We start from the raw sequence: 16,147 nt of genomic DNA on the forward strand, positions 1-16,147 counted from the left end.
GTATAAACCACTCACAAGGGCGGCTGCTAATTGAAACAGGTGCGTTGTTCTAGAGGGAATATCAAAAAACATTAGTAATTATAGGGGAAGCCTGTAATTCAAATCCTAAGCCTTGACCAAGCCAACATGCTATAATTCATTTCTGAAACTAAAAGGGGATATTAAAAAATGACAAAACGTATCTTCATCGTCGGTCATATGGGTGCAGGAAAATTTATATTTACCGAAGCTTTGGCTAAAAAATTAGGATGGCAAATCGTCGATGCAAATCCAAGTATTGAACGCTATATCGGGCGGCAGACACGAGATATTCTGGGCGAGCAAGGTGAAGCAGCGTTTAATCGATGTCAAGCCGACATCATTTCCCATTGTGCCGAAAAAGAAAATGTTGTTGTTTTATTAGAAGAATGTGTTGTGTCAAGCGAACAATGCCGAAAATTGTTATCCTCTGAATTTGTTGTTTACTTGAAGGTCTCTATTCCAACTCAACTTGGTCGGATGAAGAATGGGCGGGTCCCAGCGCTTCCGGTAGATGATATGATGACCTTCCTGGAAAAACAACATAGTGAACGCGATACTTTTTATGAAGAAGTTGCTACCTTAGTTATTGAATCTGTTGGGTATTCAGATCAGCTTTCGGAAATCAATAAAATTATTGAGGAAGATGTCAACAAAGTGATGAAGGCCTTGGAAATTTAGGCGAATATATAGACCCATTCCAATTCACAATAGTGCCTGCCACATTGAGTAGCCTCATTTGCATAATGAGGCTACTCATTAAATATCAGATAAAAGAATAAACCATTAATTTCTGTACAATTGAAGCAGCAAAACCATTCTATTTTTCAAAGATCCAAAAGACCTTTTATACCATGGAAATAAACTAAACTAACCTGGCTTCATGGAAGGTACAGCACGGTCAGCAAGTTTGTACTACTATATGATGGAGAATACTCAACGCAAGGAAAGATAATGTTAACAGGAGCTTTTGTGTGTTTGGTAATAGCGATTATTTCAGCTCTTTACCGATTTACAGGAACAAATCCCACTCTGGTCGCTATAGCAAAAATTATTCTCTATCTTTCCTTAGCTGCGTTTTTTATTCTATTAATTGTATATGTTCTTAATTCTGCACCACCACCTCCTGAGGATAAGAAAAATCTTCCTTTATAAATAGAACGAAGCAAATGATTCATTCCTTTTTAAATGGATAACTTTATTTCCTAGTGGAGATTGCAACTCCAATCGTATTGCCAAAAATCCCAGGTATTGAAAATGAATATATAAGTTATTTGATTATTGGGTTAATTTTCCATTGTCCCTATACGATGGATCTCTACAGCGAATTAGAGTAATAGAATATTCTGTGTGAGCTTATTGTTAATGAACCCTACCTACGCGGATAACAGTCAGGCTTAAAGCGCAAAATGTAGATTTGTCATGGATGTTGTAATTAATATCGATTGTTAATCAAGATATTAAAGTGATTTTTTGGCTAATCGATTTAAAATATTCTTAGGGAGCAATAACCAATAATGGCCTTCATTTTTCATATGTTCACCTAGAAATGTTGCAAGTTTTCCTGAACCCCAATAAATATCACCTCGCATAAAACCACGAATCGCGCCGCCTGTATCTTGTGCAATCATAAGACGCTGAAATTGTTTCTCATCTGTTTGATTTTTGTCGGGCCGTTTCGTATCTAACCAAAGCGGAGCACCAAGTGGGATCCACTTCTTGTCTACGGCTAAAGAATAGCCAGGTGTAAGTGCCATACCTTGAGCTCCAAGCGCCATGGGCTCTCCTAAATCCTCAAAAAAGACAAAGGACTTATTTTTCTCAATAATTGTTTTTGCTTTTTCAGGATGATTCTCTAAATAGCGTACAATCGCTGCTTTAGATGCATTATGCCGCGTCATGATCCCTTTATTAATCATTACCTTGGCAATTGACGTGTAGGGAGCACCATTCTCACCTGCATAGCCTAGGTATATATTTTCACCATTAGGTAGTTGAATCACACCAGAGCCTTCTATCTCTAAAAAAAGGCGTTCTGCAGGACTATGAATCCAGGCAATTACCGGCGCTTTTTTCTTAAGGGCTCCATTATCAATTTGTTCACGAGTATAGGAAGTTGAATATTTTCCCTTTGGTAATCCGTAAATTGGCGTATTGTATTTAGGGCTTTTTGTTAAATTTCCTTTTATTTTTGGCATGTAATAACCCGTAAATAAACCATGAACAGGCTTTTTTTGTGCAAACTCAATAGGACGAAACCACTTCTCGAAAAAAGCTTTTGCTGAATCTTCAGAGGCTGAGTCTAGAGCTAATGCCGCCTTGCACGCTGGATGCCAATCACGAGCTTTTAATTTGATGTGTTGTGTCCTGATCATATGAGAAGGGGACTGTTTCAAAAACGTCTCACACGACTTCTGAAATGCTGATAAAGATTTTTTAACATCTGCAGTATCCCAACCTGGCAATTCATCAAAAGATACTTTTGTTAAAGCAATATTTCTGCTTTTCATAATAACCTTTCTTGGGGTGTGCTTGGGCCGAGGGCTTTTTCTTACGGCCACAACTTTATGAGCACTCTTAGGTGCCATATTAGCTATTTTTTCGGCACTCTTATGCGAGGTATTATTGTCTGTCGTAACGTTTCTTACACTTTCGGTTTTAATAACTTTTTTGGTGTTATTAATAATTTCTTTTTGCGTGTTAACAACTTCTTTTTTGGTGTTAACAACTTCTTTTTTAGTATGTAGTGGTTTCGTATGAACCTGGGCTTTCTTATAAAGTGCCAATCCGATCATACCGAATGCAAGACAACTAATACCAATTATTATACAAATTAATTTCCTAATCATAGTTGCGCAAGGTTTACATAAGATGAAATTGAAATCAACACTTTTTAGTGTTTTTTATGCAAACTTAAATCGATTTAATAAAAGTTTAATCAACTTTTATTAAATAAGAACAAAAATTGGCTTTCATAAAGCCATTTAAGGAGTCAATCAAAAGACATGAATAAGCACATTGTGCGCCATTTATGCACAATTAAGTTGCTTAAGAATTGCCCCTTTCTGTCACTGCAGCAAACCACAGATTAATACTTTCAACTAAGGTAGGATGGGCAAACATAACATCACGTAATTTCTGATAGGGCATATCCAATTCCATAGCCAATTGGATTACGCCAAGGATTTCACCCGCCTCGGCACAAAAAATGGAAACACCTAAAATACGATCTGTTTTTGCATCAATAACGGCTTTCAGAACGCCTGTTGTTTCACCTTGTGTTTTTGCTCTAGGAACAACTGCAGCAGGAATTTTTGCTATTTTTAGCGAATAACCTTGTGCAAAAGCTTGTGATTCTGTCATTCCAATACGGGCTAGTTCTGGATCGAGAAATACTGTATAGGGAATAAGCCGCCCTTGTACTGAGTGTTTGTTCTGTGGATTTTTTAGATTATGCTTGACTAAACGATAATCATCTAAAGATAAATGGGTAAATTGTGCCCCGCCCTTTACATCTCCCAAAGCCCAAATACCTTGTGCTGTGGTTTCCAGATGTTCATTAACCTTGATAAAACCACGTTCATCAAGCTCAACTCCTGTTTTATCTAAATTCAATCCGCTTGTATTTGCCATACGACCAACAGCAATAAGAATGTCGCTTCCACGAATAAGCTCGGATTTTCCATTTTGATTTGTATTGATAGTTACTTCGCCTTGTGTTTCTTGAATACTATTGATTTTAGTATTAAGAGCGAAATGAATCCCTTCTTTGGTTAGCGTATCAAAAACCTGATCAGCAATATCTCTATCTTCACGGCCAATAAACTTGCTATCCGCCTCAATTACCGTGACCTCCGCCCCCAAGCGACGAAATAACTGAGCAAACTCTAAACCTATATAACCGCCCCCAATTACAAGCAAATGTTTAGGAACTCTATCAACATTCATTAAACTGTCATTAGTATAATATTTTACTTTGTCGAGCCCCGGAATCGGGGGTATAAAAGGTAAGGCCCCGGTATTAATAAAAATTTTATCCGCAGTAATTTCTAATACATCTTGCCCATCTCGTGGTGAAGATAAACTCACTTTAATCGTCTTTGGTCCTACAAAATGTCCACGACCTAGCATGAGATCCATTCCTGAATCTAGAAATTGTTTTAAATTTGCTTCACGCATCGCCTGTACTATCGCGTCTTTACGAGCACGAACCGCTTTAAAATCTACGGGGGCAAGAGTAGCATCTAAACCATACTCTGTTGCTGAGCGGCAGTAGTGGGCTATCTTAGCTGATTGTACAAGTGCTTTTGTTGGTATGCATGCCACATTAATGCAAGTACCACCAATTTGGTTGTCTTCTATTAGAGCAACTCGCTGACCTGTTTTCGCTAAATCGACAGCCAGAGTTTTTCCCCCTTTACCTCCCCCTAAAACGATCACATCATATTTTAATGTCATGATTTTTTCCTAATTTGTATTTAATTTAAAGCCACATACATAAAACTATAGAAGCAAAATATCTAATTTTGAAACATTAAATTTAAATTTTGAAATATCCTCCTGGGATTTAATATAATTGAAGAGGCATATAATTTAATTCCTTAGAAACTTTCATTTAGTTAATGATCAAATAGTTTTTATTATTCCTTGATGAAATAAGCGTAAGTTAATGATCTTAATTAAAAAAGAAAGGAGTGTTAATACAGCAGGGAAACTGAATACGCTTGAGTCAAATCCTATATAAAATAGAAAACAACATTCTATTGTACTTTCTGGAGTAAAGACCTTTGGACTAATATGCCATGATTTAAAAAAAGCATGGCATACTATTTAAAACAGTAAAAGAGTTATTAGTCTGCCTTTGTAAGAGCAAAGTTAGCTGTAATGTTGATTGTACTTATGCCAAAAGTATCATCGACTTCGTTCGTAGGATTATTATTTTTACTAAAACTAAGCGTAGAAACGTAACGAAAATCTAGGCCCAGGGTAGTAAAATCATCAAGGTAATAGTAAAACCCTATAATCCCTTGGGCGGCAAATCCTGTGTTAGACGTATCGAAACTTTCGTTGATGATCGGCGCACAGGTACCTAAGGTAACACATTGCTCATTAGTTATGAAGGCAGCATGATGTCGAATAAGCGCTCCACCAAAGCCTGCCCCTAAATAAGGGACAAAATTTGAATTGTCACCGACATCATTAGTGAATTGAAAATCATAATACACATTGACCAATCCATAAAGACCTATGACGTTTCCATTAAATCCTAGACCTGTAGCCTCAAAAGCAGCAGGGCATACTCCTTCAGGACCTAATACCTGAGGACTAATAAGCGTACAAGAACCCGATTTGAGCGAACCGTAATTATTTATATTAAAAAGAAGCTCCGCTTCTGTACGGAAATTTTTAATTTTATAGCCAAGAGCAGCTCCCATCCCGCCGCCAGCAGGTCCTAGCTGGATTGATCCTAGGGATGCGAGGTTGTTAATTGTAAAATTAATATCAGGACTTGAGGCATGGCTCACCTGCCCCAGTAAGTTCAAATAAAGTCCTTCAACAGGATCCGCACTAAAAGCGCTGCTACTTGCCATCAAACCCAATATAAATCCAAATTTAATTATTTGTCTCATTCTATATCCTATATCAATTCCAAAGGACAAAGTGCAATGATTTCTGCACAAGCCACAGGCTATATGAAAACATATACCCGATGCAAATTTTTTAATAATTTAATCTACACGATATTGGTAGTATCCTTAGCCCTTAAAGAATTCTTGATTTAAAAATCCAATTGATGAAAACTCCTGAACTCCAATATAAATTGTTATATCCCTATTTATTTAACAATAGTGTCATGCACCTCGAACACTCTTCTTTGAGCAGAAAATTTATCTTTAAAGAGATTAAGTCCCTCCTCACGCATCTTAGGGGAAAACTCAGCGAAATATACGTTTAAAGATTCCCTATTTTCCAATTGATATTGTATGGTTAATTTCTCCTGGTCCGCTGTTCTCTCATTTTCAGGTTTTAAAATAGATGCTTGCATAAATCCAGGAAGCTGGAGCATTTCTTTGACATGCTTTTTTAACCATAATTGAAATTGAGGATAAACCGCTTCATCAATGGCTAAATTTACTTCGTATATAACCATACTCCTCCCTAAATTAAAATCAAAAGTAATAAGGGCACCTTACGTGCCTACCCCACGTCTTGTTCGCGGAGGAGTCCGCGGCGTCCATGAATAGCCGCCTGAGAGCTGGATCTGGGGACAAGCCGCAGGACATAGACATTAGGACCTATTACAATCAAAGTTATAACACCCTAATTGCTCAAGAGAAACTTCGCTTGAGGCAATTATGAAGATTACAATTAAATTGGGTGTTAATCCAGTAGAGAAAACAAGATAAGAGATAAATTTTTTACACTAAAAAACAAAGAGATTAATCCGATTTTATTTCAATGAGTCAAACCCTGGTATTGATGAATTGCCAAGGATCGTCAGCATCCAAGTTTTCTGAATACAACCTTCCTCTGTTTTGTAATGGTGTCCAATCTGTATAATATCCATCTACCTTACCGAGATAAGGTAAAGCAATCTTCAAAATCTCCTCATGATTCAGCTCTTCAGGCTCAAGAATTCCTTGATTGGGATGTTCAATTGCCCAAACAATTCCAGCAAATAACCCTGCCACAACTTGTAAGCTTGTTGCATTATTATGCGGAGCCAATGCACGTGCTTGTTCAATGGATAAAGTTGAGCCGAACCAATATGCCCCTTTGGGATTCCCCATTAATAAGACCCCCAACTCATCCACACCTTGCTTTACTTCATCGACAATTAAACGACTCTTTTGTTGAGGAATCCATTCGTTTCCATAGAGCTCATAAAGAGAAAGAATCGCATCTGGACACGGACAATAGGAATAAAGAACCGTAGGGCGATAGTGTAGCTCGGCTCCCTCTTTCAAAGTTAAAAAATGCGTAATCGAAGTGGTTTCAGGATGAGTGATTAAAAAACCATGGTAGGTACCGAAGCTTGGTGTCCATGAGCGGATTTTAATACTCGCACTGGGACGCTCAAGGTAAATAGAACAGTTAGGTCCAACAGTATGGGATTTCGCTCCTTCCGGGAGGTGACGTTCGTGGCTTCCCCAACCAATCTCAACAGGTTGTCTTATCTCCTCAATAAATCCTTTAATCGACCATGTATTAACAAACTCGCCGACACCCTTAAAAGGTAAAGCAGTTTGAGTATCACGTTCAGCGATATGAATTACCTTAATACCCAGTGTATATGCAAGTTTGGCCCACTCAAAACGTGTTTTGGGTATCGGAATCTTAAGCTGATTATCTCGAGCTATATTTAATAACGCTTGCTTTACAAAATGTGACACTAAACCCGGATTGGCGCCATGAGTTATAATTGCTGTCTTACTGGTTTTTCCTTTTAATTTCAGTACTTCTTCCCGTAACAAATAATTAGTTCGAGACTCAGGCGGTATATTTTCTAAAATAAATTCGTCACCCCATCGCTCCGTAGAAGCGTTAATGTATAAAGCTCCTTTTTGTTCACAAAGTGTTAACATGCAGTAACTAGAAAGAGTAATTGAAACATCAATTACAAAATCCCCGGGTTGCAATCGGTCTCCTATAATTTCGATATAATTCGTGCGTGTAATTGTTTTTACTTGAAAATTTATCCCAAATTTTTGAGCTATGCCAATTGATTCTTCACCATTGGTAATCACTGTAATGTGCGAGGGTTTAACATTCAATTTATCAATGAGTAAGGGCAATAATGCGCGGCCAATACAGCCAAACCCAATCATAATAATTTGATTTTTATAATGCTCCTTTGCTTTTTCCATGCAAAATTCCCTCATGCGTTACTTTAATTATCTCAAAATTCCCTATCGATTTCTTTACAGGTTTAAAAGTACTATTTTATTGTTACTTATATTAGGATGTATTAACAATATAGATCAAATCTCAAACGTCGTGTTTAAAACGTTTCACTAAAAAAGCAACAAATCCGAGAGAAAGGGGGGGTGTTGAGTTTCTTCAACTACCTCACACGTAGAGGTAAGCTTTAATGCTTCTGGCCTTGGGATGATTTTATTTTCAGGGAAAATAACCCGAAATCCAGGCTCCAAAATTTGCCCTAGAGGATTCAATGAAATTTCAGATGCCCGAACCTCAGCACGTCTTTGCATCAATAAATGATACATCCTCACAACATGTTCGCTGTCTTGCAGTTTCGACTGGCATTGCAGAAGAAACTTTTGGGCTTTTCGCCTATAGAATTCGACATTTTTTTGCGGTGAGGTAAGATTTTTAAGTAATTTTTTAGCAGCCCAATCCTGAGACTGGCCGAGATTTTTCATAAAAATTTCTCGCCAATTGGATGTAGTTGTATTAGGAAGCAAACGTAAAAGACCACAACGTGCTGATGAAAATACTGGATTGGCTCTATCTACATCTAAAACATCCAATACAAACTTCTGATCAATTATTCCGTATTGTATCAAATTATCTACAGCCAATTGATCTGATTTCGCCTTAACAGGTGTAAGCCAAGCATGATCTGCATCAGTTAAATCAGTTTCAGGAAAATGACTACCTACTGTATTTAATGCGATATGATAAAAAGTCCGCGAAATCCTAATTGCCTGATTGTCTTCGGCCTGCAAAAATTTTGGATCAAGGAAAAATTCAGCAGGAATGCTTATTTCAGAGCGCAGTACGTCATTAGGAAAAATATCCGACATCAAATTTAATTCAACAGGACAAAATAAAGGTCTAAGCTGTTCTTGTAACGAACCCGATCGTTTTCGATATAAGGTTTTGCTTTGGTTCAATTTTTTAAGACCAATTAAGACATTTTTAGCTAATTCTTCTGAAGAAACCAGGGTTTCTAAAATATCGTGTAACGAGGCATCAGTCCTTCTTCCGCCAAAATCCAACCCTCTAACTGGTTCCCACCAATCATTATGAGGTTTATCCAACTCTTTCATAATAGGGCCTCCAGCACTATGACAGCCAGAACAACGGAGTCGACTCCCAAACTGAAGATGCTGTGGGTCGGGTTGGCGATGGAGCCATTCATTGTCAGCAAAAATATCAAATGAATCTCCTCGGTAAAACCATTGACCTTGAGTGCCATCGCCACGTAGCTCATAGAAATTAAATACTTCTTTCTTGGGATCCCAAGCAAATGCTTCGATCATGAGTGAATTTTTTTCTGGGCTCTGATCAGCGATCAACTCATCTTCTGAACTAATTGCCGTAAAATGTCCAAAGAAGAAATCACCCGCGTTAATGAGCAGATGATTATCCGATGTCTTAAATTCTCCAAAAACCATCTCGAATAAGCTAAAACTACCTTCACCAGGATTATGAAACCCTCGGTTTGCAACCAATGTAGTTTTCAATTGCAGGCCTGAATTTTTGAAAAGCTGACGTAATTCAAAAACATTTTTTGGGCATGCGTTTTCAGATAAAAGCAATAACCCTAAAGCGTCATGGGATCCCTTAACAGGTTGACCCGACGAATCAATGAGAGAACAGGCTGCAAAAGTCTTTTGTGGAAAAGGTACTACGCTATAGAAGAGAAGAATTAGAGAATAAAAAAATCCTTTTTTCACAATTACATTCCTATTTTGTTTTTCAGGCTACACGCGTAAAAAAATAAAATTCAGTATCTACTTCACTTAAAAAAGGGGTAATGGATTGCTGCTCCACATACCCCTTTTAAATTTATATTCCACTCTTGAACTTTTTAAGAAAGCATTTTTATTGATTTCGAGAATTTGCCACAAAGTGGGTATGGTTTGTATGACACCAAAAGATAATGAAATTCCATGTGATGTGTCAGAGTTTGTTAAATAATAATTTCGCCAATATTCATCCAAATAATTGTGCCAATATAAACTGGTCAAAGGCAAATTACTCAGACTTGTATGCAGTATTGCTCTTCCTTCTACAATTATTTGACCATGCTCCGGATTCACTAAGCAAATTCCTACATTGGGACAACGATTTAAATGAGACCATTTTGGTGAACGAGTATCCGTTAGGAAAATAAGGGAACTGTTAGGAGTGAAATGATAGAGTTCCATGGTCCTAATATGCGGCTTTTTATGCATAACCGTTGTTACTTGGGCAAATACCTTATCTTTCGGGAATGAAAACCAATGGCGTAAATAAAGTTCTACAGCATGAATCAGCTCTGAAGAATCGATAAGCATAGTTTTTCTTTAAACAGAATAAAAAATACATCATAAAAATAAATACTCATTCAGTCAAAAGATTACTTAACTCGCTGAAAGACAATCAAAAAATCAGTCAGACCAAAATAAATGCACATTTTACAAAAACTACTATACTTTTAAAACTTGGACGAACAGGAATTGAGTGATATGGATGCCATTCAATTAGCTCTGGATGTACAGTTAAGAAGGACTATTTACAATTCACAACGATTTTTTTTCAAACAACAAGAATTATCCGAAGCAACTTACCCCTTGCTCATATCGTATCTCGCATGGCTTAGAAAAATTAATGCAACCCTCAATAGCATCGATGTGATGCATCAAAATGAACAAAAAAATCGTGAATTCAAATTTTTATGCAAACGCAACTTCTTATTCTTTTTGACCGTTACGGGGCAATTTAATGTCATTGAAAAATTATTTAAAACCCCATCTTTAACAACAAAATTACGTCATTTAATCAATCTAATTAAAAAAGAACGTTGTAAGATAAAACAAAAAAAGAGCATGCTCTTAAAAGTAACCTGTTCACCTAAAGTAAAGTTCCGCAATCTGGATCAGAAACATAATGCCTATTGCTTGCCAAAAATGGGGCTATTCAATCAGGTAAGGAAAACGCACCAATTATCTTTTGAATACCCGCTTAGAAGAATAAACGTTTTTTATTTAGCATGCATCAGCAAAATTGAACTTTTAAGAAAAATTTTAAAAGCAATTCAAACCAATCCCAATCTGCAATCGCATATTAAAAAAAACTTGCTCCATCAAATAACAACGATTCATCGGCGTATATCAAAAAATAAAGCACTATTCACAAAACCCATCAATCCAAATGCGCCATCAGCTGGCGCTTTGGAACCCATACGCCAAGCATGGAAGCAATTACATAATGATGTTTTGGAACTAAATTCAATGTTTAAGCAATGCAAATACTTAAGCTTGGAATTAGAAAAAACCCGCAAAGATGAGTTTACAGCGTATACGAACCTTATGGATGAACTGAGTAATTTAATGCAAGGGTCCTATGAGTTACACAATGAGATCGACTTAGAGCAAACACCTGATGCATCAGCAGAAGATAGTGATATTAACCTAAGTTTTTTCATGCAAGATACAGAAAAATCCATAAATGGAACTCTTTTCAAACTCGCTGAGGAGAGTAATGTACAAGAAGACGAGGAGCAGGGAACGGAGGCGTACACACAGTCACATGAAGACTCGAGCACCGCAATAAAATTTGGAAAGAGTACCAATATAAACAAAAGTACCTTTGGTAGTCATCAACTCGCGTTTTTTTCACCGCCTCAAAAAAATGAAAAATCAGTACCGCTTGAACCAAAATTTAATTTCAATGAACAAAAAACAGAAAATAATATTAGGGCAGGATATTAAAAGAAATGATTGCTTTTTGTTGCAGCAAAGCTGCAACAAAAAATTCGTTAGCGGTACAAAATACCCGCTTTTTTTTAAATTAGGTGCGTTGAATGCATTCTATTCCCCCTAAATAGGGTCTTAGAGCCATTGGAATATGGATATTTCCTTCTTTATCCTGATAATTTTCCATCAATGCAACCAATGTTCTGCCTACAGCAAGGCCTGAGCCATTTAGGGTATGAACCAATTCAATCTCACGTGTATGTTCCTGCCTGTAGCGTGCTTTCATACGCCGCGCCTGGAATGATTCCATATTTGAACAGGATGAGATTTCTCGATAAGTATTTTGACTGGGTAGCCAAACTTCTAAATCATAAGTCTTTGCTGCACTAGGACCCATGTCACCTGAACATAGGGTTACCACTCGATAAGGCAGTTCTAAACGCTGTAAAATTATTTCTGCATGATTAACCAATTGTTCCAAAGCGAGATAAGAATCTTCAGGCTTGGTAATCCAAACCAGCTCCACTTTTTCAAACTGGTGCTGCCTGATCATTCCCTTGGTATCTTTACCATAAGAACCCGCTTCACTACGAAAACAAGGCGAATGACAGACATAACGAATTGGCAAAACCTGTTCATTTAAAAGAGTATCGCGGACGGTATTTGTGACAGGAATCTCTGCCGTAGGAATCAAATAGTATCCATGTTCTCCAGTTAATTTAAACAAATCCTCTTCAAATTTCGGTAATTGACCTGTACCCAATAGACTGTCTGCATTGACAATATAAGGCACATAAATTTCTTGATAACCATGCTGTTGGGTGTGAATATCCAACATAAATTGAATTAGGGCGCGATGTAGTCTGGCCAATTGATTTTTCATAACCACAAAGCGACTGCCTGTAAGTTTCGCCGCCAAAGCAAAATCCATTTGACCTAAACCGTCTCCCAACTCATCATGAGATTTAACCGGAAAATCAAAAGGAGTAACCTTACCCCAGCGCCTTACTTCTTGATTATGCTGCTCATCTTCGCCAACTGGAACTGATTCATGTGGTATATTAGGCAATCTTAAAGCAATTGCTTCGATTTGCTGTAATAATCCCTCCAAATCAGCTTTTTTTTCTTCTAACTCCTTGGCAAGACGATTCATATCCTCACGCATTGGCTCTATATCTTCACCACGAGCCTTTGCTTCGCCAATGGCTTTAGAACGTAAATTACGTTCATTTTGCAATGCTTGTGTTGCAACTTGGAGTGCTTTGCGTTTTTCTTCTAAAGTAGTAAAAGATGAAACATCAAACTTAAAACCTCGCTTTAATAGCTGCATAGCAACAAATTGCGGATCATCCCGTAATAATTGAATGTCTAGCATAGGATATCACTCTAATTAAATTTTTTTGTAATCAATTACCTAACAATTCCACGCGTGGATTGATTTAATGCATCTATCATTAAAACCACCTCAGGGCATTCATTTTGCATCAACTCTAATTCAGCAACTGCCTGTTGTACTGTTAATCCTTTGCGGAAAATTATTTTGTAAGCACGTCGTAAGCCATCGATTGCTTCAGATGAAAATCCTCGTCGGCGTAATCCCACAGTATTAATACCACATGCAGAGGTTGTGTCACCAGAAATCATAAGATAAGGGAGTACATCTTTAGCTACATAAGAAGCTCTAGCAATAAAGGAGTAAGCACCCACATGACAAAACTGATGGACTGCTGCATATCCACCTATATTCGCATAATCATTAACAGTTACATGCCCTGATAATGCAGCATAGCTAACCAAAATAATTTGATTACCGATCATGCAATCATGTCCCACATGGGAATAAGCCATAAAAAAGTTCTTATTACCGATACGGGTAACACCACCCCCTTTAACAGTTCCTCGACTAATCATACAATATTCACGAATGATATTATCATCGCCTATTTCTAATCGGGTTGACTCGCCTTTGTAAGTAATATCCTGGGGCTCATCGCCTACGGAAGCAAATTGGAAAATTTTATTATTTTTCCCAATAGTTGTAGGCCCTTCAATTACTGCATAAGGACCAATCCACGTATTCTCACCAATTTCTACATCAGCACCAATTACAGCGCCAGGACCTACTGATACCCCTTTTGCCAATTTTGCAGTGGGGTGAATTATCGCTCGTTCACTTATCACTTTTGAATTTCCTTTGCAGCACTTAATAAATCCGCGGAACAGGCCAGTTTATCACCTACATAAGCTTCACCATGTACACGCCAAAATTCTCTTTTTCTTGCTAATATCTTTACTTCCAAGCGCAATTGATCTCCTGGGGTAACCACATGTTTAAATTTTGCATTATCTATACCCGCAAAAAAATGCAAAATCCCATCAATTTCTTCCGGTGTTTGCGATAACCCCGCTAAAAGTCCACTAGCTTGTGCCAATGCCTCTAGCATTAATACTCCTGGCATAATGGGATTTTCTGGGAAATGACCACTAAAAAAATTTTCGTTAATGGTGACATTTTTTATAGCCGTCAAACAGTCAAATGGCTTGAAATCTAATACCCTGTCTATCAAAATCATGGGGTAACGGTGTGGCAATATACTAAAAATCTGTTTTATATCTACAGGTTCACTCATTGCATTTCTCGCTTAAATAAGTATGCTTAGCATGGTCCAAAAGTGAGGCTCAAAGGAAAAAACATTATCCTGATTTAACTGGTTCAAATCAATTGTTAATGTTAAAAACTTATCCTTTCTTGTCCGGGTTTACTTACATTTCGCTAGCTTGAGCCAAAATGGTCTGATTTTCGAGTACGAAGCGCAGCATACACAAAAGTATATGAGCATCGTAGCGCAGAAAATTAAGACAGTTTGGCCAAGATAGTAGAAGTAGAAACAGCCCCTATTCAATACGGCTTAACTTTTTCTCTAAGGCACCAAGCTTCACAATATAATCATCCAATCGTCGAAATCGCGCTACATTACGACGCCAACGGCGATGTTCATGTACTAAAGTCCCAGATGAATAAATTCCTGATTTGGCAAGAGATTTACTTACTGTGGACATCCCAGTAATCACTACATCATCTGCCAAATGCACATGTGCTGCAACGCAACTAGCACCACCAATAATACAATCTGCGCCAATTTGCGCATATGCGCCTAAAGCGGCACATCCGGCAATGATTGTATTTTTACCAACTAACACGTCATGTGCAATCTGGACCAAATTATCAATACAAACTCCTTCTCCCAAATAGGTATCACTTAAAGAGCCTCTATCAATCACGGTATTGGCGCCTATTTGTACTTGATTTGCGATAATAACGGCACCAACACTATAACCTTGTTGCCAACGCCCATGTTCTTTTAAATAATTGAAAGGAGAAGCACCAATAATACACCCTGTGTTTATAACTACAAAAGCACCCAGCTGGCAACCTGCATGGATCACGACTTTATGTCCAATCTGACTGTTTTGGCCGATGTGTACAGAAGACTCAATAACAGTATTTGCACCTATCGTAACTCCATCAGCAATTTGGGTATTCGCACCAATCACACTGTAAGCGCCTACTGATACATTTTGGCCTAATTGAGCAGATTGATGAATTATGGCTGTAGGATCAATGCCAGATCTTGAAGATGCAGGCACGGATAAAAACTGGGTAGCTTGCATCATTGCTTGTAAAGGATTCGATACAACAATACAGTTTCCCTGATATAAATGGTGATCTTTTGCTTTGAGTATTACTGCGCCTGCTGATGTCGTATCTAGGGCTTGACGTAATACTGAATTATCATAATAAGCAACATCCTTTAATGTAGCTCGAGCCAGAGAAGCAAAACAAAAAATGGCGTGATTGGCATTTCCATGCCACACGCCACCTAAATGATCTGCTAGTTCAGCTAAAGTTAGCAACGCGACTTCGCCGAAATTAATTAATTGCTTTTACAACTTTATCAGTTACATCAAGCGTTGTTGTACTGAAAGGAGCTGCATCTTTTTGTACAATAAGGTCGTACTTGTCATCTTTAGCTACTTTTGCAATTGCTGCACGAACTTTAGCATATAGTGCTTCCATTGCTTCGTTATTTGCTGTACTTAATTCTTGTTGATATTGCTGCCCATCACGCTCAAATTGTTGTTGTGCGCCAACAATTTTCCTCTCCATCTCTTTCTTTTGAGAAGCACTTAGAATCGCACTATCACGCTTGAACTTTTCCATATCCGCTTTAATACCCGCTTCAACCGCAACGAGTTTATCACGACGTGGTTTAAATTCTTTCTCCAATTTTTTTTGGATTTCTTTTATTTGACTGGAAGTCTGCATGATCTTTTGTAGATCAACCACGCCAATTTTTGCTGCATCAGCAAATGCGCTTGCGCCAAACACGCTGAAAACAAAGGCCACTAAGACCAGACCTAACCGTTTCATAACTAATCTCCTAAATTAAAGAGCATGATGCTAGCACAATTCGAAATGG

The 16,147-nt window shown here is 37.8% G+C and carries 15 protein-coding genes; 3 read left to right on the forward strand and 12 right to left on the reverse strand.

The genetic code is table 11. The annotated features are described in order from the left end of the window. Nucleotides 1-168: 168 nt before the first annotated feature. On the forward strand, nucleotides 169-699 hold the full coding sequence (locus tag LXO92_RS15800; protein WP_182350491.1) for a shikimate kinase: 531 nt from the start codon (nucleotides 169-171) through the stop codon (nucleotides 697-699). A 273-nt stretch (nucleotides 700-972) separates the two neighbouring features. After that, entirely contained in the window at nucleotides 973-1,173 is a 201-nt protein-coding gene (locus LXO92_RS15805) for a DUF1328 domain-containing protein (protein ID WP_182350492.1), read from the forward strand. A gap of 305 nt (nucleotides 1,174-1,478) precedes the next feature. Here LXO92_RS15805 and mltA read toward each other — a convergent pair whose 3' ends face one another. The 7 genes from mltA to LXO92_RS15840 all read right to left on the reverse strand — a co-directional run bounded on the left by mltA (nucleotide 1,479) and on the right by LXO92_RS15840 (nucleotide 10,265). Then, entirely contained in the window at nucleotides 1,479-2,867 is a 1,389-nt protein-coding gene (gene mltA, locus LXO92_RS15810; protein WP_232891310.1) for a murein transglycosylase A, read from the reverse strand. Between the two features lie 199 nt (nucleotides 2,868-3,066). After that, complete coding sequence (locus LXO92_RS15815; RefSeq protein ID WP_232891311.1) at nucleotides 3,067-4,476, reverse strand: mercuric reductase; 1,410 nt, start codon at nucleotides 4,474-4,476, stop codon at nucleotides 3,067-3,069. Nucleotides 4,477-4,868: 392 nt separating this feature from the next. Then, nucleotides 4,869-5,648, reverse strand: coding sequence for an outer membrane protein (locus LXO92_RS15820; protein ID WP_182350495.1), 780 nt, complete (start codon nucleotides 5,646-5,648; stop codon nucleotides 4,869-4,871). Between the two features lie 206 nt (nucleotides 5,649-5,854). Continuing rightward, a complete protein-coding gene (locus tag LXO92_RS15825; protein WP_232891312.1) occupies nucleotides 5,855-6,169 on the reverse strand; it encodes a DUF4286 family protein in 315 nt (104 codons plus the stop codon). 313 nt (nucleotides 6,170-6,482) lie between these two features. Continuing rightward, a complete protein-coding gene (locus LXO92_RS15830) occupies nucleotides 6,483-7,886 on the reverse strand; it encodes a saccharopine dehydrogenase C-terminal domain-containing protein (protein WP_182350497.1) in 1,404 nt (467 codons plus the stop codon). 147 nt (nucleotides 7,887-8,033) lie between these two features. Beyond that, on the reverse strand, nucleotides 8,034-9,662 hold the full coding sequence (locus tag LXO92_RS15835) for a hypothetical protein (protein WP_182350498.1): 1,629 nt from the start codon (nucleotides 9,660-9,662) through the stop codon (nucleotides 8,034-8,036). Nucleotides 9,663-9,728: 66 nt separating this feature from the next. Then, nucleotides 9,729-10,265, reverse strand: a complete 537-nt coding sequence (locus tag LXO92_RS15840; RefSeq protein ID WP_182350499.1) for a pyridoxamine 5'-phosphate oxidase family protein — start codon at nucleotides 10,263-10,265, stop codon at nucleotides 9,729-9,731. Nucleotides 10,266-10,436: 171 nt separating this feature from the next. On the opposite strand from LXO92_RS15840, the gene LXO92_RS15845 reads away from it, so the two are divergent. Then, the gene (locus LXO92_RS15845; protein WP_182350500.1) at nucleotides 10,437-11,681 is read left to right on the forward strand and encodes a hypothetical protein; all 1,245 of its coding nucleotides are present in this window, start codon (nucleotides 10,437-10,439) and stop codon (nucleotides 11,679-11,681) included. Nucleotides 11,682-11,760: 79 nt separating this feature from the next. Here the strand turns inward: LXO92_RS15845 and serS are convergent, their stop codons facing one another. The 5 genes from serS to LXO92_RS15870 all read right to left on the reverse strand — a co-directional run bounded on the left by serS (nucleotide 11,761) and on the right by LXO92_RS15870 (nucleotide 16,098). Further along, a complete protein-coding gene (gene serS, locus LXO92_RS15850) occupies nucleotides 11,761-13,041 on the reverse strand; it encodes a serine--tRNA ligase (RefSeq protein WP_182350501.1) in 1,281 nt (426 codons plus the stop codon). Nucleotides 13,042-13,076: 35 nt separating this feature from the next. Further along, the gene (lpxA, locus tag LXO92_RS15855; RefSeq protein WP_182350502.1) at nucleotides 13,077-13,847 is read right to left on the reverse strand and encodes an acyl-ACP--UDP-N-acetylglucosamine O-acyltransferase; all 771 of its coding nucleotides are present in this window, start codon (nucleotides 13,845-13,847) and stop codon (nucleotides 13,077-13,079) included. Then, nucleotides 13,844-14,296, reverse strand: coding sequence for a 3-hydroxyacyl-ACP dehydratase FabZ (gene fabZ, locus LXO92_RS15860; protein WP_040522516.1), 453 nt, complete (start codon nucleotides 14,294-14,296; stop codon nucleotides 13,844-13,846). Before fabZ ends, lpxA begins: the two co-directional genes overlap by 4 nt. A gap of 265 nt (nucleotides 14,297-14,561) precedes the next feature. Continuing rightward, the gene (lpxD, locus tag LXO92_RS15865; protein WP_182350504.1) at nucleotides 14,562-15,581 is read right to left on the reverse strand and encodes a UDP-3-O-(3-hydroxymyristoyl)glucosamine N-acyltransferase; all 1,020 of its coding nucleotides are present in this window, start codon (nucleotides 15,579-15,581) and stop codon (nucleotides 14,562-14,564) included. A 16-nt stretch (nucleotides 15,582-15,597) separates the two neighbouring features. Next, a complete protein-coding gene (locus tag LXO92_RS15870; protein WP_182350505.1) occupies nucleotides 15,598-16,098 on the reverse strand; it encodes an OmpH/Skp family outer membrane protein in 501 nt (166 codons plus the stop codon). Between the last annotated feature and the right edge of the window lie 49 nt (nucleotides 16,099-16,147).

The organism is Legionella resiliens (genome assembly GCF_021344005.1).
Lineage (GTDB): Bacteria > Pseudomonadota > Gammaproteobacteria > Legionellales > Legionellaceae > Legionella > Legionella resiliens.